Origin of the sequence: Rhodococcus sp. IEGM 1379 (assembly GCF_030056815.1) — a bacterium.
Taxonomy (GTDB): Bacteria; Actinomycetota; Actinomycetes; order Mycobacteriales; family Mycobacteriaceae; genus Rhodococcus_F.
In genome coordinates, this window is sequence record NZ_JASHKR010000005.1 from 37,377 (window position 1) to 53,745 (window position 16,369).

The 16,369-nt window shown below is 62.6% G+C and carries 14 protein-coding genes; 11 read left to right on the forward strand and 3 right to left on the reverse strand.

Annotated features, from left to right (window positions below):
• The first annotated feature begins 11 nt into the window (after positions 1-11).
• The 8 genes from QM600_RS04680 to trmD all read left to right on the forward strand — a co-directional run bounded on the left by QM600_RS04680 (position 12) and on the right by trmD (position 7,788).
• Positions 12-350, forward strand: coding sequence for a P-II family nitrogen regulator (locus QM600_RS04680; RefSeq protein WP_094272275.1), 339 nt, complete (start codon positions 12-14; stop codon positions 348-350).
• The gene (locus QM600_RS04685; RefSeq protein ID WP_283260314.1) at positions 340-2,847 is read left to right on the forward strand and encodes a [protein-PII] uridylyltransferase; all 2,508 of its coding nucleotides are present in this window, start codon (positions 340-342) and stop codon (positions 2,845-2,847) included. The genes QM600_RS04680 and QM600_RS04685 overlap by 11 nt, the downstream gene beginning before the upstream one ends.
• 114 nt (positions 2,848-2,961) lie before the next feature.
• Positions 2,962-4,539: a signal recognition particle protein gene (gene ffh, locus QM600_RS04690; protein ID WP_283260315.1), complete on the forward strand. Its 1,578-nt coding sequence runs from the start codon at positions 2,962-2,964 to the stop codon at positions 4,537-4,539.
• Positions 4,540-4,542: 3 nt separating this feature from the next.
• The gene (locus tag QM600_RS04695; protein ID WP_283260316.1) at positions 4,543-5,622 is read left to right on the forward strand and encodes an amidohydrolase family protein; all 1,080 of its coding nucleotides are present in this window, start codon (positions 4,543-4,545) and stop codon (positions 5,620-5,622) included.
• A gap of 189 nt (positions 5,623-5,811) precedes the next feature.
• Positions 5,812-6,267, forward strand: a complete 456-nt coding sequence (gene rpsP / locus QM600_RS04700; RefSeq protein ID WP_283260317.1) for a 30S ribosomal protein S16 — start codon at positions 5,812-5,814, stop codon at positions 6,265-6,267.
• Entirely contained in the window at positions 6,264-6,506 is a 243-nt protein-coding gene (locus QM600_RS04705) for an RNA-binding protein (RefSeq protein WP_033236551.1), read from the forward strand. The genes rpsP and QM600_RS04705 overlap by 4 nt, the downstream gene beginning before the upstream one ends.
• 12 nt (positions 6,507-6,518) lie before the next feature.
• Complete coding sequence (rimM, locus tag QM600_RS04710) at positions 6,519-7,076, forward strand: ribosome maturation factor RimM (RefSeq protein ID WP_283260318.1); 558 nt, start codon at positions 6,519-6,521, stop codon at positions 7,074-7,076.
• A 7-nt stretch (positions 7,077-7,083) separates the two neighbouring features.
• Positions 7,084-7,788 (forward strand): tRNA (guanosine(37)-N1)-methyltransferase TrmD, encoded by a 705-nt coding sequence (gene trmD / locus QM600_RS04715; RefSeq protein WP_283260319.1) that lies wholly within the window; start codon positions 7,084-7,086, stop codon positions 7,786-7,788.
• Between the two features lie 220 nt (positions 7,789-8,008).
• Here trmD and QM600_RS04720 read toward each other — a convergent pair whose 3' ends face one another.
• Both QM600_RS04720 and QM600_RS04725 read right to left on the reverse strand, forming a co-directional pair.
• Positions 8,009-8,455 carry a GtrA family protein gene (locus tag QM600_RS04720; protein ID WP_283260320.1) on the reverse strand — a complete coding sequence of 149 codons (447 nt, stop codon included), beginning with the start codon at positions 8,453-8,455 and terminating at the stop codon, positions 8,009-8,011.
• Positions 8,452-10,650 (reverse strand): hypothetical protein, encoded by a 2,199-nt coding sequence (locus QM600_RS04725; RefSeq protein ID WP_283260441.1) that lies wholly within the window; start codon positions 10,648-10,650, stop codon positions 8,452-8,454. Before QM600_RS04725 ends, QM600_RS04720 begins: the two co-directional genes overlap by 4 nt.
• 171 nt (positions 10,651-10,821) lie before the next feature.
• Here QM600_RS04725 and QM600_RS04730 point away from each other — a divergent pair, with 171 nt between their 5' ends.
• Positions 10,822-11,838, forward strand: a complete 1,017-nt coding sequence (locus QM600_RS04730; protein WP_283260321.1) for a glycosyltransferase — start codon at positions 10,822-10,824, stop codon at positions 11,836-11,838.
• Positions 11,828-12,967 carry a dTDP-4-amino-4,6-dideoxygalactose transaminase gene (rffA, locus tag QM600_RS04735; protein WP_283260322.1) on the forward strand — a complete coding sequence of 380 codons (1,140 nt, stop codon included), beginning with the start codon at positions 11,828-11,830 and terminating at the stop codon, positions 12,965-12,967. The genes QM600_RS04730 and rffA overlap by 11 nt, the downstream gene beginning before the upstream one ends.
• 3 nt (positions 12,968-12,970) lie before the next feature.
• On the opposite strand, the gene QM600_RS04740 is transcribed toward rffA, so the two are convergent.
• Complete coding sequence (locus QM600_RS04740; protein ID WP_283260323.1) at positions 12,971-13,969, reverse strand: serine hydrolase; 999 nt, start codon at positions 13,967-13,969, stop codon at positions 12,971-12,973.
• A 75-nt stretch (positions 13,970-14,044) separates the two neighbouring features.
• Here QM600_RS04740 and QM600_RS04745 point away from each other — a divergent pair, with 75 nt between their 5' ends.
• On the forward strand, positions 14,045-16,363 hold the full coding sequence (locus tag QM600_RS04745) for a Tex family protein (RefSeq protein WP_283260324.1): 2,319 nt from the start codon (positions 14,045-14,047) through the stop codon (positions 16,361-16,363).
• Positions 16,364-16,369 lie beyond the last annotated feature (6 nt).

Sequence of the window (16,369 nt, forward strand, 5' to 3'; positions counted from 1 at the left end):
GGGATGAGCACATGAAGCTGATCACAGCAATCGTCAAGCCGTTCACGCTCGAGGACGTCAAAACTGGGCTCGAGCAGGCCGGGGTGCTGGGTATGACAGTCAGCGAAGTTCAGGGTTACGGCCGACAGAAGGGCCACACCGAGGTGTATCGCGGCGCGGAGTATTCCGTGGACTTCGTGCCGAAGGTTCGGGTTGAGGTCGTTGTCGACGACGCGGCGGTGGACAAGGTGGTCGAGGTGATCGTGGAGGCTGCCCGCACCGGCAAGATCGGTGACGGCAAGGTTTGGGTTTCACCGGTCGAGTCGGTCATCCGGGTTCGTACCGGCGAACGCGGTAGCGATGCACTCTGACCCGAAAGGGTCCGAGAACTTCGGCCCTGGTTCCGTCGCCAAAGCGACGGGGCCAGGGCCGGTCTCGTCAGGGGGATCCGACGAAGCCGCGGACCTGGCCCGCGCACGCAAAGCTCTGCTGACCGGCGGTGCAGCGAAACGCAAGCTCGACGCTCCTGCTTTGCGACATGCTCTGGTGGACCTGCACGAGTTCTGGCTGACGACCAAGGGCGCAGAGCTGGGAATCAAACCGGATTGCGGATTTGCGATAGTGGCGGTCGGGGGGCTGGGGCGGCACGAGTTGCTGCCGTATTCCGATCTCGATCTGATCTTGTTGCACGACGACATGGATCCGGCTGTGGTGGCGCAGGTAGCGGACAGCCTCTGGTATCCGCTCTGGGATGCGCACATCAAACTCGACCACAGTGTGCGGACCATTCCGCAGGCACTTCAGGTTGCGGCGACGGATATCACCGCGTCACTGGGCATGCTCGAGGCTCGGCACATCGCCGGCGACGTCGAGCTGAGCAATCTGCTGATCAGCGGTGTACGACGCCAATGGCGGATGGATATTCGAAGCCGATTCGATGAGCTGATTGCTCAGACCCGTACGCGGTGGGAGCGCAGCGGTGAGATTGCGCATCGCGCCGAGCCGGATCTCAAGAGCGGCCGCGGGGGATTGCGTGACGTGCAATTGCTCAATGCCCTGTCGATCGCGCAGTTGACGGACGGCATGCCTGGTCTTGGTCCCAATTCGCCGGGCGGCGGCCTGGCTTTGGCGCATCGGCGCTTGCTGGACGTGCGTACCGAATTGCATCGTGTTGCCGGTCGTGCCCGAGATCAGCTGCGCGCGCAGGACGCGGACGAGATCGGTGCGGCACTGCGGATCGGTGACCGCTTCGACCTCGCTCGTCTGCTCAGTGAATCGGCGCGCACTATCAGCTACTCGGTGGACGTCGGAATCCGTACTGCCGGAAACTCTTTGCCTCGCCGTGGCTTGTCGAGGTTGCGCCGGCCGCCCGTTCGCCGTCCGCTCGACGAAGGTGTTGTCGAGCATGCCGGGGAAGTGGTGCTGGCGCGCGATGCCCGGCCCAAGAAGGATCCGGGACTCATCATGCGGGTGGCGGCCGCTGCGGCGTCCGGCGGTCTACCGATCTCAGCGTCGACGCTGAATCGGTTGGCGGACAACGCTCCTGAATTGCGTGAGCCGTGGCCGAAGAACGCTGTCAACGATCTTCTGGTGTTGCTCGGGTCGGGTTCGCGAGCAGTGCCGGTCATCGAGGCTCTTGATCGCACCGGATTGTGGGGGCGACTGTTGCCGGAGTGGGGCACCATTCGTGATCTGCCGCCGCGCGACGCGGTGCATACCTGGACCGTTGATCGGCATCTTGTCGAAACTGCCGCGTATGCAAGCGGATTCACGACGCGGGTCGCTCGGCCGGATCTACTGATGCTCGGCGCTCTGATTCACGACATCGGAAAGGGTCGCGGAGGCGATCACAGTGTTGTCGGCGCAGAGTTGGCAACCGCGATCGGAAATCGTTTGGGGCTCTGGCCTTCCGACGTGGCAACTCTGGCCGCGATCGTGCGACATCACTTGTTGTTGCCGGAAACTGCGACGCGTCGAGATCTGGATGATCCGGCGACGGTCCAGCGGGTTGTCGACGCTCTCGGTGGCGACGGAACGCTGTTGGATCTTCTGCATGCGCTCGCCGAGGCTGACTCTCTGGCGACGGGCCCGGGGGTGTGGGGTGACTGGAAATCGTCGTTGATCGGTGAACTGGTGCGCCGCTGCCGTCTGCTGATGGCCGGGGAGGAGTTGCCGGTACCCGATCCGCTCGACCCGCAGCAGTTGGAGGTCGCCGAAGACGGCGGTGTGCATGTGTCCTTGGTTCCGGCGGAGAATCTGCACAGCTTCCTCGTCACGATCATCGCCCCGGATACACCGGGCTTGCTCTCGCGCGCCGCGGGCGTTCTTGCCCTGGCGTCGTTGCGGGTGCATTCCGCTTCTCTGGGAGCCCACGGCGGATCGGCGGTCAATACGTTCGTGGTGACGCCGCGGTTCGGGACTCCACCGCAGGCGGTGCTGCTCCGTCAGGAATTGATCCGCGCTTCGGCGGGTGAGTTGAACTTACTCGAGCTGCTCGATGCCAAAGAAGCAGAAGCTCGGGCCGACCAGTGGGAAGATCCGATCCAGACGAACAAGAATTCGGCGGTGCCGGTTCTGTATGCCCAGGCCCCGCCGCGGGTGATCTGGTTCGACTCACCCGGTGAAGGTCAAGCGATTCTCGAGCTTCGTACCGAGGATCGGGTCGGGTTGCTCTGCCGTTTGGCTGCGGCGCTCGAGCACAGCGGCGCGGACATTCGGTGGGCGAAGGTCGCAACACTGGGTTCGTCCGTCATCGACTCGTTCTGTCTCGACTTCGGACAGGCCGATTCGCGGGCGATCCGGGAACGCGTGGAGGACGCAGTTCTCGGTGTTGTCCCGCTGCCACCGCCCGAGAAGATGCCCGAGTAGAGACACTCCGGGACGGTTACGTCCGCATCGGCTGGGATCGGTGCGGACGTAGCGGCTAGGCTGGTGCCCGAGAATATCCACGGCCAACTCGCACGACATTCAGGAGCGCACTCGGTGTTCGAATCCCTTTCCGACAGATTGACCGGATCTCTCAAGGATCTGCGTGGTAAGGGTCGTCTGTCCGGCGCCGATATCGACGCTACGGCCCGTGAGATCCGCCTCGCACTTCTCGAGGCCGACGTGGCGCTGCCCGTGGTGCGCAGCTTCATCGCCAAGGTCAAGGAACGCGCGAAGGGCGCCGAGGTTTCCGGCGCACTCAACCCGGCCCAGCAGGTCGTCAAGATCGTCAACGAAGAACTCGTTCAGGTTCTCGGCGGCGAAACGCGTCGACTGCAGTTCGCCAAGAACCCGCCGACGGTCATCATGTTGGCCGGTCTGCAGGGTTCCGGTAAGACCACGCTGGCCGGAAAGCTGGCCAAGTGGCTCAAGGACCAGGGCCACACGCCCCTTCTGGTCGCCTGCGACCTTCAGCGCCCCGGCGCCGTCACCCAGCTGCAGATCGTCGGTGAGCGCGCCGGAGCAGCAGTCTTCGCGCCGCATCCCGGCACCTCCATCGGTGGTGGCGACAACGCGCTCGGTGTCTCCGCTGCCGACCCCGTCGAGGTAGCTCGCGCGGGTGTCGAAGAAGCACGTAACAAGCATTACGACGTGGTCATCGTCGATACCGCCGGTCGCCTCGGTATCGATTCGGAGTTGATGGCTCAGGCCGCCGGCATCCGTGACGCCGTCAACCCCGACGAAACCATTTTTGTTCTCGACTCGATGATCGGTCAGGACGCGGTCAGCACCGCCGACGCTTTCCGTGAGGGAGTCGGCATCACCGGCGTCGTCCTCACCAAGCTCGACGGCGACGCCCGAGGCGGCGCCGCGCTGAGCGTCCGTGAAGTCACCGGCCAGCCGATTCTGTTCGCGTCCACGGGCGAGAAGCTCGAAGACTTCGACGTCTTCCATCCGGACCGCATGGCCAGTCGCATCCTCGGTATGGGCGACGTTCTCAGCCTCATCGAGCAGGCCGAGCAGGTCTTCGACGCCGATCAGGCCGAGGCAACGGCCGCCAAGATCGGCTCCGGTCAGCTCACTCTCGAAGACTTCCTCGACCAGATGATGGCCGTGCGCAAGATGGGCCCGATCGGCAATCTCCTGGGGATGCTCCCCGGTGCCGGCGGCATGAAGGACGCGCTCGCCAACGTCGACGAGAAGCAACTCGACCGCATTCAGGCCATCATTCGCGGTATGACGCCGGCCGAGCGTGAAGATCCCAAGATCATCAACGCGTCGCGTCGCCTGCGTATCGCCAACGGCTCGGGCGTCAAGGTTTCCGACGTCAACCAGCTGGTGGACCGGTTCTTCGACGCTCGAAAGATGATGGCCGCCATGGCCGGACGTATGGGCCTGCCCGGCGCACGTAAGCAGGTGCGTAGCAAGAAGGGCAAGAAGGGCAAGAAGGGCGGCAAGGGCCCGACGCAGCCCAAGATGCGCGGAGGCTTCCCCGGTATGGGCGGATTCCCGGGTATGCCTGGCGGAATGCCCGCGGGAATGCCGGATCTCTCCGGGATGCCTCCAGGACTCGACCAGTTGCCTCCCGGGCTCGAAGGCATCGACCTTTCCCAGCTCAAGCTCCCCAAGAAGTAAAAAATGAGTGTTCTGCATCTGCGGGGGATCGGTCTGCCCGATGCTGCGCCCATCGAACTGTGGGTTGTCGACGGCCGGATCACCTTCGAACCGGTCGCCGGCGCCGAGACCGTCGTGGAATCGGGCTGGATCGCTCCGGGACTAGTCGACGCGCATTGCCATGTCGGAATCCGCTTCGGCGGTGGTGGCGGGGAGAGCATCGAGGGTCTGATTGCGCAGGCCGAAACCGAGCGTGACGCCGGAGTGCTGTTGTTGCGCGACGCCGGTTCACCCGTCGATACCCGGTTCATCGATGAGCGTCTCGATCTTCCGCGGATCATTCGCGCCGGTCAGCACATTGCTGCGCCCAAGCGATACATCCCGGGACTGCCGGTCGATCTCGACGACGAATCGCAGCTCCCCGCCGAGGCAGCGCGTCAAGCGCGGGCCGGCGACGGCTGGGTAAAACTCGTCGGCGACTGGATCGATCGTTCCGTGGGGGACCTCGCGCCGCTGTGGAGTGACGAGATTCTGGTCGAGGCGATTGCGGCGGCCCATGCCGAAGGTGCCAAGGTGACGGCGCATGTGTTTGCCGAAGACGCTTTGCCCGGTCTGATCAACGCCGGTATCGACTGCATCGAACACGGCACGGGGTTGACGGACGAGACCATCGATTTGATGGTCTCCCGCGGCACCGCGCTGGTTCCGACGCTCATCAACATCGCGACATTCCCCGGAATTGCAGACTCGGCAACGCGGTACCCGATCTACGCCGCGCACATGCGCGATCTGCATGCGCGGCGTCATCAGACGATCGGCGCAGCCCATGAAGCGGGCATTCCGATCTATGCCGGCACCGATGCCGGGGGATCGATCCTGCACGGACGGATCGCGGACGAGGTGGCCGAACTCCACTTGGCCGGGCTGTCGGCGCACGACGCTCTCGGGGCGGCTTGCTGGGACGCACGTGGCTGGCTGGGGGCGCCGGGGATCGTCGAAGGGGCGCCCGCTGACCTCGTTGTATTCGAGGAAGATCCGCGCGGAAACACAGCTGTGCTGTCGAAGCCCACTCGAGTGATGCTTCGCGGAAACTTTTTCGACTGAATTCGGCTCCCCGGATTTCACCAGGGGAACCGGATCTGGCACAATAGACGACTGTTCGTCGCAATCGGTTACGTACCGCTGCGACGGTCACAGGTTAGAGGCAAAACCGGACTCACAAATTCGTGTGAGTTGCTGAATTGCACGTGACACGCGCGCCGCATTCGTGCGCGCTGAAGGAGTACCACAGCCATGGCTGTCAAGATCAAGCTCACCCGCCTCGGCAAGATCCGCAACGCCCAGTACCGCGTTGTCATTGCCGACGCTCGCACCCGTCGCGACGGCCGTTCGATCGAGACGATCGGCAAGTACCACCCGAAGGAAGAGCCTTCCTTCATCGAGATCGACTCCGAGCGCGCACAGTACTGGTTGGGCGTTGGCGCACAGGCCACCGAGCCTGTCGAAGCTCTCCTCAAGATCACCGGTGACTGGCAGAAGTTCAAGGGCCTCCCGGGCACCGAAGGCACCCTGCGTGTCAAGGAAGCTAAGCCCACCAAGCTCGAACTCTTCCAGGCTGCCCTCGCGCAGGCTGAGAGCGAGCCGGTTGCAGAAGCAATCACCCCCAAGAAGAAGAAGGCCGCCAAGGTCGAAGAGGTCGAGGCTGCTGCCGAGGCTCCCGCTGCAGACGCCGAGGCTGCTGACAAGTGAGTGCCGTCGTCGCTGATGCGGTAGAGCATTTGGTTCGCGGCATTGTCGCCAATCCTGACGACGTTCGCGTCGAACTGATGACCGGACGCCGTGGACGTACCGTCGAGGTGCATGTGCATCCTGACGATCTCGGCAAGGTCATCGGCAGGGGCGGACGTACCGCGACCGCTCTGCGGACCCTGGTCTCCGGTATCGGTGGCCGTGGCATTCGCGTCGACGTCGTCGACACCGATCAGTAGACGGCAGAAACAGTGGAACTCGTAGTCGGCCGTGTCGCAAAGTCACACGGCATCAAAGGTGAGCTTGTCGTCGACGTTCGTACTGACGAACCCGAAGAACGCTTTGCCGTAGGCGCCGTGCTGAACGGACACAAGCCGCGCGAGTCGACACTGAAGTCGTACACGGTGGAAGCTGCCCGGAATCATTCCGGGCGGCTTCTGCTGCGCCTTGTCGGCATCGCCGATCGAGGCGAAGCAGATGCCTTGCGGGGCACGATGTTTGTCATCGACACCGCAGATCTCGAACCGTCCGACGATCCGGACGAGTTCTACGATCACGAACTCGAAGGTCTGAAGGTCGTACTGGCCGACGGCACCGAAGTTGGTTCCGTGATCGAGGTATTGCATTCCGCCGCAGGCGAATTGCTCTCAATCAGGCGCACCGGTGAGACATCCGGCGAGTTGTTGGTTCCGTTTGTCGCTGCAATCGTGACAAAGGTGTCCACCACTGACGGTCTCATCGAGATCGCACCCCCGGAAGGGCTTCTCGACCCGGACTTCGGCGACAAAGCTAATTCCGATAGCGACTGATCTCTTCATGCGTCTCGACGTAGTCACAATCTTTCCCGAGTATCTCGAACCGCTTCGTGCTGCCCTGTTGGGCAAGGCAATCGAACGTGGCTTGATCTCGGTGGACGTTCACGATCTTCGATCCTGGACGCAAGACGTTCATAAGGCCGTCGACGATTCCCCGTACGGCGGGGGACCGGGCATGGTCATGAAGCCCACGGTCTGGGGTCCCGCCCTCGACGACGTCATCGGACGTTCCGAATCCGAAGGGCCGGACGACGCGGAAACAATTCTGGTGGTGCCCACTCCCGCCGGTGTTCCGTTTACTCAGGCCACGGCGGAGCGTTGGTCGAAGGCAAGACATCTGGTCTTCGCGTGCGGTCGGTACGAGGGTATCGATCAGCGAGTCTTCGACGACGCGGCCAAGCGTGTGCGTGTCGAGGAAGTCAGCATCGGTGACTACGTGCTGATCGGCGGTGAAGCGGCTGTCCTCGTGATGGTTGAAGCTGTTGTCCGTCTGATGCCCGGTGTTCTCGGCAATCAGCTTTCACACCAAGAGGATTCGTTCTCCGACGGACTTCTCGAAGGCCCCAGCTACACACGCCCGGCGGTGTGGCGAGATCTCGAGGTTCCGCCGGTTCTGCTGTCCGGCGATCATGCCAAGGTCAAGGCGTGGCGTCGTGAGCAGTCCTTGCAGCGCACCGCCGAGCGTCGACCGGATCTGCTTCCCTAGTTATTTCTCGTCAGCCAGGTGACGCTCGCGCCGTTGTCGAAAGACTCGGTGGCGGTGGGGGCGAACAGTGTCGGCTCGAAAGTTCCGGCAAACATCGGCACTCCCGCACCGGCCACCACTGGATATCTCTTGATAATCAACCCATCGATTTCGGGAAGCAGCGCTCCCGCGAGTATTCCGTCGCCGTACAGCCAGATATCTTGTCCTTCTTGCCTCGCGACTAGGGCTGGCCAGCCGGGCTGCGCCGGAACGAGAAGTAGCGGTGCCCGAAGAAGCTCACTCCGGCCACGATCAGCATCACCACTGCCTGCGCCGGTAGTGGTGGCGCATGGAAAACGGACACGGCAATTGTCGCCAGAATCAGGTTGAGAGCAAGTCCGCCTGAGTTGACGACGACAAACGCCGCGAGATCGCGGGCCACCTGGCCGCGTACCCGGAAAACCAGTGTCCGGTGCAGCACAAACGCTATGAGAACGCTGACGCTGTAGGCGCCGATCAGTGCAACCTGGTACAGCTTCTCATTGTCGAGGATCAGCATCCACACAACGAACAGCAGGTACCCGATCACCGTATTTGCCACTCCGACAATGGCAAACGCGATCGGCTGATGTTTCACGATCCGCAGAAGCGGCCCGGGGTCGGCCGTGTGGGCATCTTCGGTGCTCACGGTAAAGCGCTCGGAGCATTGGCAATTCGGTCACGTCGACGGCCGCGCAGGTACATCCATTCGAGGACGCCGAGTCCGGCCAATCCTGCGATCGCCGAGGCGGCACCGATCTTCCAGCCCGGGGGTCGCCAGGTCAGAACCAGTTCGGCATCTTTCGTGCCGGCCGGAACGTCCACGGTGACAAAGGACTTCGCGACTACGTCGATGGGTACCGACTCGCCGTTCAACGTCGCCCGGTAGCCCGGCCAGCCCAAGCGTGCGAAGACGACCTTTCCGCCGCTCTCCGAACTCACTCGAAGAGTGCTCGACATGTTCGATTCGGCGATCGACGTTGCTTCTACGCCTTGGGTATCGGAGATTCGACCGTTCCGCGTCGAGACCGGTCCGTCGACCCGTTCGAGTCCCGAAATGAAATTCTCGTGGCCGGGGTAGTCGACCCATTTCCAGCCGTCGGGCGCGGGCCCGCTGCGAGCATTCGGATACAGGGCGTTCTGCAGGACAACTCGGTCTACGTTCATCAGATCGACGAAGGTGCGGCCGGTGGCCGGTTCGACGCTGAAGGCGCGTCGGAAAGCGTCGGAGCACACGCTCATGTCCCAACGCATGCACAGGATATCGCCGAAGTAGTAGTGCCCGTTGGGGGTGTAGCCGCTGGTGTAGGTGAGCCCCAGATCCTTGGGGTAGTTGCCGAATGCGAGTGATCCGTAGGCGCCGCTCAATGTGCGGTCGCCCGGTGCGATCAGAGCGCGATCCGCGAGCTGCAGTGTTGTGCCGTCGAAATCGGGGAAAGCTGCAGTCATGTCCGAGCGAGATTCGGGAAGATTCCAGCTCATCGGCGTCGGCTGTGCGGCCCGAACCTGGGCGTAGGCAATGGGGGAGACGGCGACGATCGCGACGATGCAGGCCGCGGCGGTGCCCTTGTTGCAGCCGAGCCAGACCACGGCTGCCCCGAGGCCCGCTACCAGAACGGCTGAGACGAGGTGCCACTCGAGCAGGCTGGGAGCGGCTGACGCGGAACGCACCAGCAGCAGCCCGATCAGGAGTACCGCAGCGGTGGCGCGGCGTCGCAGGTTGTCGGTGGTGGCGTATCGGCCCAGGAGCGTGCAGACCAGCACCAGCAGTCCGATTGCAACCATCGGCAGCACGCGGGCAGGCCACCGCAAGGGGCCGATATTGCTCGGTCCGGCAGTCCACATCAACACGGCCACCGTGAAGATTCCGACGCTGGTCAGTTCGCGCGCCGCACTGCGGGCCTTGCCCCAGTCGATGAATGCCAGCGCGGGGATCAGGAACCAGGCGATGTAGACCATCGGCATCGTCTGGATATAGCCCCACCAGGAGGTGAAGGCAGGCATGGTGCTGGGCAGGCTGGCGTTCAGAGATTCCGACCAGGGAACAGCGAGGAATTGGTCGTTCTTGATCTCGGATGCGCCCCGCCAGGTGACATCGGCGGTGAGCACACTCGGGATATACGTGGCCATGCCGGCCAGCGCGGCGCTTGCAGCCACCGCAAGTAGTCGCAGCGACGGTGCCCAGCGTCGTTGGTAGACAACCTCGCCGATGGCCACCGCAGCGATCATCAGGGCGGATTCGACGGCCGGAAAGACATATTGGACGGATATCGCCAGATACAGGAACACGAAGGTCGGTATAGGCCCGCTCTTGCCGCGGGAGTACCGGATCGCCGACGCCCACGCCTGCACCATCCAGGCGGTGCCGGTGAACGCTGTCATCCAGCTGGCCTCGTCGAAGAACAGTAAGAATCCGGTGAAGGGAATTGATACCCCGGCGACCGCAGCCCAAGCCGGCTTCGAACCGTATTCGAGACAGATCCGATACACGCCGAGCCCGAGAATGATCGCAAAGACCAACTTTACGAGCGTGGCGTACAACGCCAAGTTGTCGAACGACGGCGCGATCAGGTTGATCAGGAGTTGCGGTGGGTTGAGAAGGCCGGCTTCCTCGATGGCGTAGTTGCCCGCCATCCAATGCTCGGGGATCAACACCGGTAGGTTGCCTGCGCGCAGGTGCTGTCCGAGCATTACCCACAGAGGGGCGTACTGGGACTCGGTGTCGTCGGTGTAGAAATGGCGAGCATTGGCGAGGATGACCGCCACATATCCCGCGATCACACCGACTGCTGTAACAGCGCCCCATTTGTACACATCGAGTCGGGCGTGACCACGAGTTTCCACCACGAGTTCCAGACCTTAACATCGGTGACCGGGCGCACGGCGACGCGTGTGTCCGAACTGCCGGGATCATTCGGGTCCGTCACGTATGCGCGTGTTAAAGTTCGCGACGGTGTGAGGCCGGTGGCGCACATTCTCGGCACAAGCCGAGACCCTCGAAGGGAGCAGAAGCGAGTGCACTCGATTTCCGTCGTAGTGCCCGTTTACCAGGGCGAAAAGACCATTACGGCGTTGGTCGAGGAATTGGATGGACTCTCCGGTCCGTGTGTCAGTTCCGCCGGTGCCAATTTCAGGGTCGACGAGATAGTTCTGGTTCACGACAACGGACCGGACCGGTCCGATGTTGTTCTTCTCGAGTTGGAACGTCGCTTCGAGCAGGTTCGTGTTGTCTGGCTCAGCCGCAACTACGGCCAGGACGCTGCGACGATCGCCGGGATGGCTGCTGCTCGCGGTGATTGGGTAGTCACGATGGATGAGGACGGGCAGCATGATCCGGCCTGTATAGGTTCCTTCCTGGACACGGCACTAGCCGAGCGTGCCGACCTCGTTTATTCCAAGCCAACCAACACCCGTCCGCACGGATTCTTGCGAAACGTGACGTCGAGGGGCGCAAAAACTGTTCTGGGGACGATATTTTCGTTCCCGGCATCAGCGCGATTCGAAAGCTTCCGGCTCATCCGCGGTGATATCGGTCGGCAACTTGCCGAGGTCGCCGCCAATGGTGCTTACCTTGACGTCGCCTTGACCTGGGTGGTGGGAAACACCGCGTCGGTCCCGGTTGCTCTGCGCGCCGAAGGGCGCGAGGAGTCCGGATACAACTATCGCCGGCTGTTCTCGTTGTTCTGGAAGATGGTCTTGTGCAGTGGAACCCGCGGCCTGCGGGTGGTCAGTCTGCTCGGTGTGACTCTTGCGCTCGCCGGTGTGATCGTGGCTGCGGTGATCTTCGTTCAAGCAGTGACCGGCGACAACAACGACCCCGAGGGGTGGGCGTCGATGATCGTGGCGCTCCTCGTGTGCTCGGGCGCAATCCTGTTCTCACTCGGCCTCATTGCCGAGTATCTCGGTGTGGCACTGCACATCCTGGTGGGCAAACCGCTGTATCTGAAGGTGGATTCGCCGCGGTGGGCGGATTCAGGTTCGAGTCGGCCGAGCGCTGCATGTGAAACGAATGGCGTAGCTCGTGAACACTGACCGCATCATTTTCAGTCGCCCCTACCGCGCCGCAAACGAATTGAACAATCTGGCAACAGTTTTGGAGTCGGATCACATCCACGGAGACGGCCGATTCACCGCGTCGTCGACGGCCAGAATCAAGGAGATCACCGGCTCGAAGCATGCACTGCTGACCACGTCCTGCACCCATGCGCTCGAACTGGGCGGGCTTCTGCTGGAACTCGGACCGGGCGACGAGGTGATCGTGCCGAGTTTCGCATTCAGTTCCGCGGCCACCGCAGTGGCGCTACGAGGCGCGACCATCGTGTTTGTCGACATCGACTTGGCGACCGGAAACATCGACCCCGCAGCAGTTGCCGACGCAATCACAGCGCGCACCAAAGCTGTACTCGTCATGCACTACGGCGGTGTGGCCGCTGACATGGAACCGTTGTCGGCGCTCGCCCAGCAGAATGGAATCGCTCTCATCGAGGACAATGCACACGGATTGGGCGGTTCCTGGCGGGGACGCAAACTCGGCACCATCGGGGCGGTCGGCACCCAAAGTTTCCACGATACGAAGAACATTCACTGCGGCGAGGGTGGCGCATTGTTGCTCTCCGACGACACGCTCATGGAGCGCGCCGAGATCATCCGGGAAAAGGGCACGAACCGGGCTCGGTTCCTCCGAGGTCAGGTGGACAAGTACTCGTGGCAGGACATCGGGTCGAGCTATCTCCCCAGCGAACTGAATGCGGCGGTGCTGGACGCTCAACTGTCCGAGTTCGAAACAGTCCAGGCGCAGCGGCATCGAGTGTGGGACGGCTACCGCACGGGCTTGGCGGACTGGGCGCAGGAGCGCGACGTCCATCTCATGACGGTCCCGCCGGATTGCGAGCACACCGCTCACCTGTTCTACGTCAGAATGCCGAACGAGCAGATTCGTGACGCAATGATTCGCCATGTGGCTGAGCAGGGAATCGTGGCACCGTTTCACTATGTGCCGCTCGATTCCAGTGCCGCCGGCAAACGCTACGGCAGAACGCCGCAACCGTGCGTCCGCAGTGAATTGTTTTCTACGACTATTCTGCGACTTCCCTTGTGGCCCATGTTGAGCGCAGATCAGCAAGCTCGTGTTGTGGATGCGGTGACGTCGTACCGCTGGTGAGAACTACCGGCCCGAAGCTTCCTGTGCCGGTTGATCATTCGGCGTCTGGGGTTTCGACCAATCGTCGATTGCTCCGTCGGGGAAGAGGATTTGTGTCACGCCCGTCACGGTGTCGCGTGCATGAAGCGCGCTGTCGTCGTCGATCACATCGGTGAACGACGTATCCGGGTAGGCGTCATCGTTGTCGTCGCCCGGATATTGAATGTTCTCGCGAGATGCAATCGCGACGATGTACCTGTTGTCCTCGCCGACGACGGCTGTGGACAGGTGGAGCCACCGATCGTTGATGCAGCACATCCACCCTTGTTTGACGCCGAGCACCGGCTCGTCGAACAGGGCTTCCGGGAGGCCGAAACGTTGGTCGTATCCATCAGCCGCTGTGGGTGCGGATTGGCGTAGGTAATTGACGAGCCGACTCGAGCGTTCTTCGCCTAGCTGCGTGACGTCGTCCAGAATGCCATCGTAGAACGTAATGAGGTCGTGGGACGTGGTCTCGGTGTTCCACCACATGCCGTCCACGGGAGCGGTTGTGGACATCAAGGAGTATCGCTGCGCGACTCGGGTCACGACATCGGGGCCGCCGGCGGCGTCCCACAGGGTGTTGGCCGCGTTGTCGTCGGAGGCCTCGAGCATGGCTTCTATGAGCCCCCAGTCGTCGTCGCTCAGGGCTCGTTCGCCGTGTGCATCCTGCTGCAGCAGGTCTTCGGCGATGAAAAGCTTTGCAACAGATGCGGTTTCGATCTTTTGGTCGCCACCGACTTCGAGATACCGGTTCGAGGTTCGGTCGAACACCGAAATCGACACGTCGGCGCCACGTTCGAGCGCCGCGGACTGGGCTTGAACGAGCCTGGCGTCGAGAGTCGGCGCTATGGGCACGTCGGTATCGGGGAAGGCCGGAGTTTGTGTCGCAGCGCCCACGTCGGGACTTTCCACGCCGCTGCATGATGCTGCAAAAGTAACTGCAGCCGCTATGGCGAGTATCCGGACGAACCGCGCAGTCATCGTTTCCCCCGGCGCTCTGGAGCCGGCGCTGTCTGCCGGTCTACTTGTCACAGGATAGCGGTAGGGTCGGATCTCGTGATTCTCAAGACCGTGAACCAGCGCATTGCCGAGGAACTCGACGTCCGTGAAGGGCAGGTGGCTGCGGCCGTCGACCTCCTGGACAGCGGTGCCACCGTGCCCTTTATCGCCCGGTATCGAAAAGAAGTCACCGGCACTCTCGACGACGCGCAGCTGCGACTGCTGGAGGAGCGTCTGCGCTATCTCCGCGAGCTCGACGAGCGCCGAGATGCCGTCCTCGCCGAGATCGAGTCACAGGGCAAACTAGATGATCAACTGCGTGGTCAGATCATGATTGCCGACACAAAGGCTCGGCTCGAAGACATCTATCTGCCGTTCAAGCCGAAGCGTCGCACCAAGGCGCAGATTGCCCGTGAGGCCGGTCACGAGCCCGTCGCCGACGCACTGATCGGTGATCCCACCACAGACCCAGCGCAGTACTCGGACGAGCAACGTGACGGTGCTCGCGCGATCCTGGTCGAACGTTTTGCCGAGGATGCCGATCTCGTCGGTGATTTACGAGAGTTGATGTGGACGCGCGGACAGGTCGTTTCCGCAGTTCGTAAGGGCAAGGAAACCGATGGCTCGAAGTTTGCTGACTACTTCGAATTCTCGGAGCCCTTCGCGAAGTTGCCCTCACACCGGATTCTTGCCGTTCTTCGCGGCGAGAAAGAAGAAGTCCTGTCGGTGACCATGGCGGCCGACACCGAGGAATTGGCGCCGGGGGAGCGGACCGTCTACGAAGGACGAATCGCCACCCGGTTCGACATCGCGGACCGTGGGCGCGCAGCCGATCGCTGGCTCCTCGACACCGTTCGATGGGCCTGGAAGACCAAATTTGCGGTCACACTCGGAGTCGATGTGCGCATGCGTCTGCGTCAGTCCGCGGAGAAGGACGCCGTCGACGTATTTGCGACCAACCTCAAGGACCTTCTCCTCGCGGCGCCGGCGGGCGCCCGTCCGACCATGGGCCTCGATCCCGGACTTCGGACCGGCACCAAGGTTGCCGTCGTCGACGGAACGGGCAAGGTTCTGGCTTACGAAACGATCTATCCCCATCAGCCGCACAACAAGTGGGATGCCTCGCTCGCGGTTTTGACCGGGCTGGTTACCAAGTACGGCGTCGAGTTGATCGCCATCGGCAACGGCACCGCCTCGCGTGAGACCGACACCCTCGCCACCGAACTGATCGCCAAGACCGGCGCCCCGAATCTGACGAAGATCGTCGTGTCCGAAGCGGGAGCCTCCGTCTACTCCGCCTCGGCGTATGCGTCCCAAGAACTTCCGGACCTCGACGTGTCGATCCGTGGAGCGGTGTCCATCGCCCGTCGTCTCCAAGACCCGTTGGCCGAGTTGGTCAAGATCGACCCCAAGTCCATCGGTGTCGGCCAGTACCAGCACGACATCACCGAGTCGCTTCTCTCCCGCTCGCTCAATGCGGTGGTCGAAGATGCGGTGAACGCTGTCGGCGTCGACGTCAACACCGCCTCTGTGCCACTACTGGCCCGCGTCTCCGGCATCGCCGGTTCGCTGGCGGAAAGCATTGTTGCGCACCGAGATCAAAATGGACCGTTCCGAACGCGCAAGGCGCTCAAGGATGTTTCGCGGTTGGGGCCCAAGGCATTCGAGCAGTGTGCGGGCTTCCTTCGAATCGTCGAGGGTGACGATCCGCTCGACGCGTCGAGCGTGCATCCGGAGGCGTACCCCGTTGTCCGCAAGATCGTTGCCGGTGCCGGCGGAGATGTGCGGAGCATCATCGGGAACACCACGGCTCTGCGATCGGTGCGCGCCGCCGATTATGTCGACGAACGATTCGGTCTCCCGACCGTCACGGACATCATCTCCGAACTGGAAAAGCCAGGTCGTGACCCGCGCCCGGAATTCAAGACGGCCACCTTCGCAGCCGGTATCGAAAAAGTGTCACACCTCAAGCCGGGCATGGTTCTCGAAGGTGTTGTCACCAACGTCGCTGCCTTCGGAGCGTTTGTCGACGTGGGCGTGCACCAGGACGGATTGGTTCACGTTTCGGCGATGTCCCACAGCTTTGTCAAAGATCCGCATGAAGTCGTGAAGTCGGGTGACGTCGTGAAGGTCAAGGTTCTCGAGGTCGACGAGGCGCGTCAGCGGATTGCACTGACACTGCGCCTGGACGACGAGGTGGGCGCACCGCGTAAGCCGGAAGGCTCGCGCGGCGGCCAGAGTGCGAGTCAGGGCCAAGGTGGTCAGCAACGCCGCGGCGGCGCCCAGCAGGGCGGTCGAGACAAGCGTCCCGACAACCGCGCGCCGGCGGCGGGTTCGATGGCTGATGCCTTGCGAAACGCGGGTTTCGGAAAATAGCGTCTT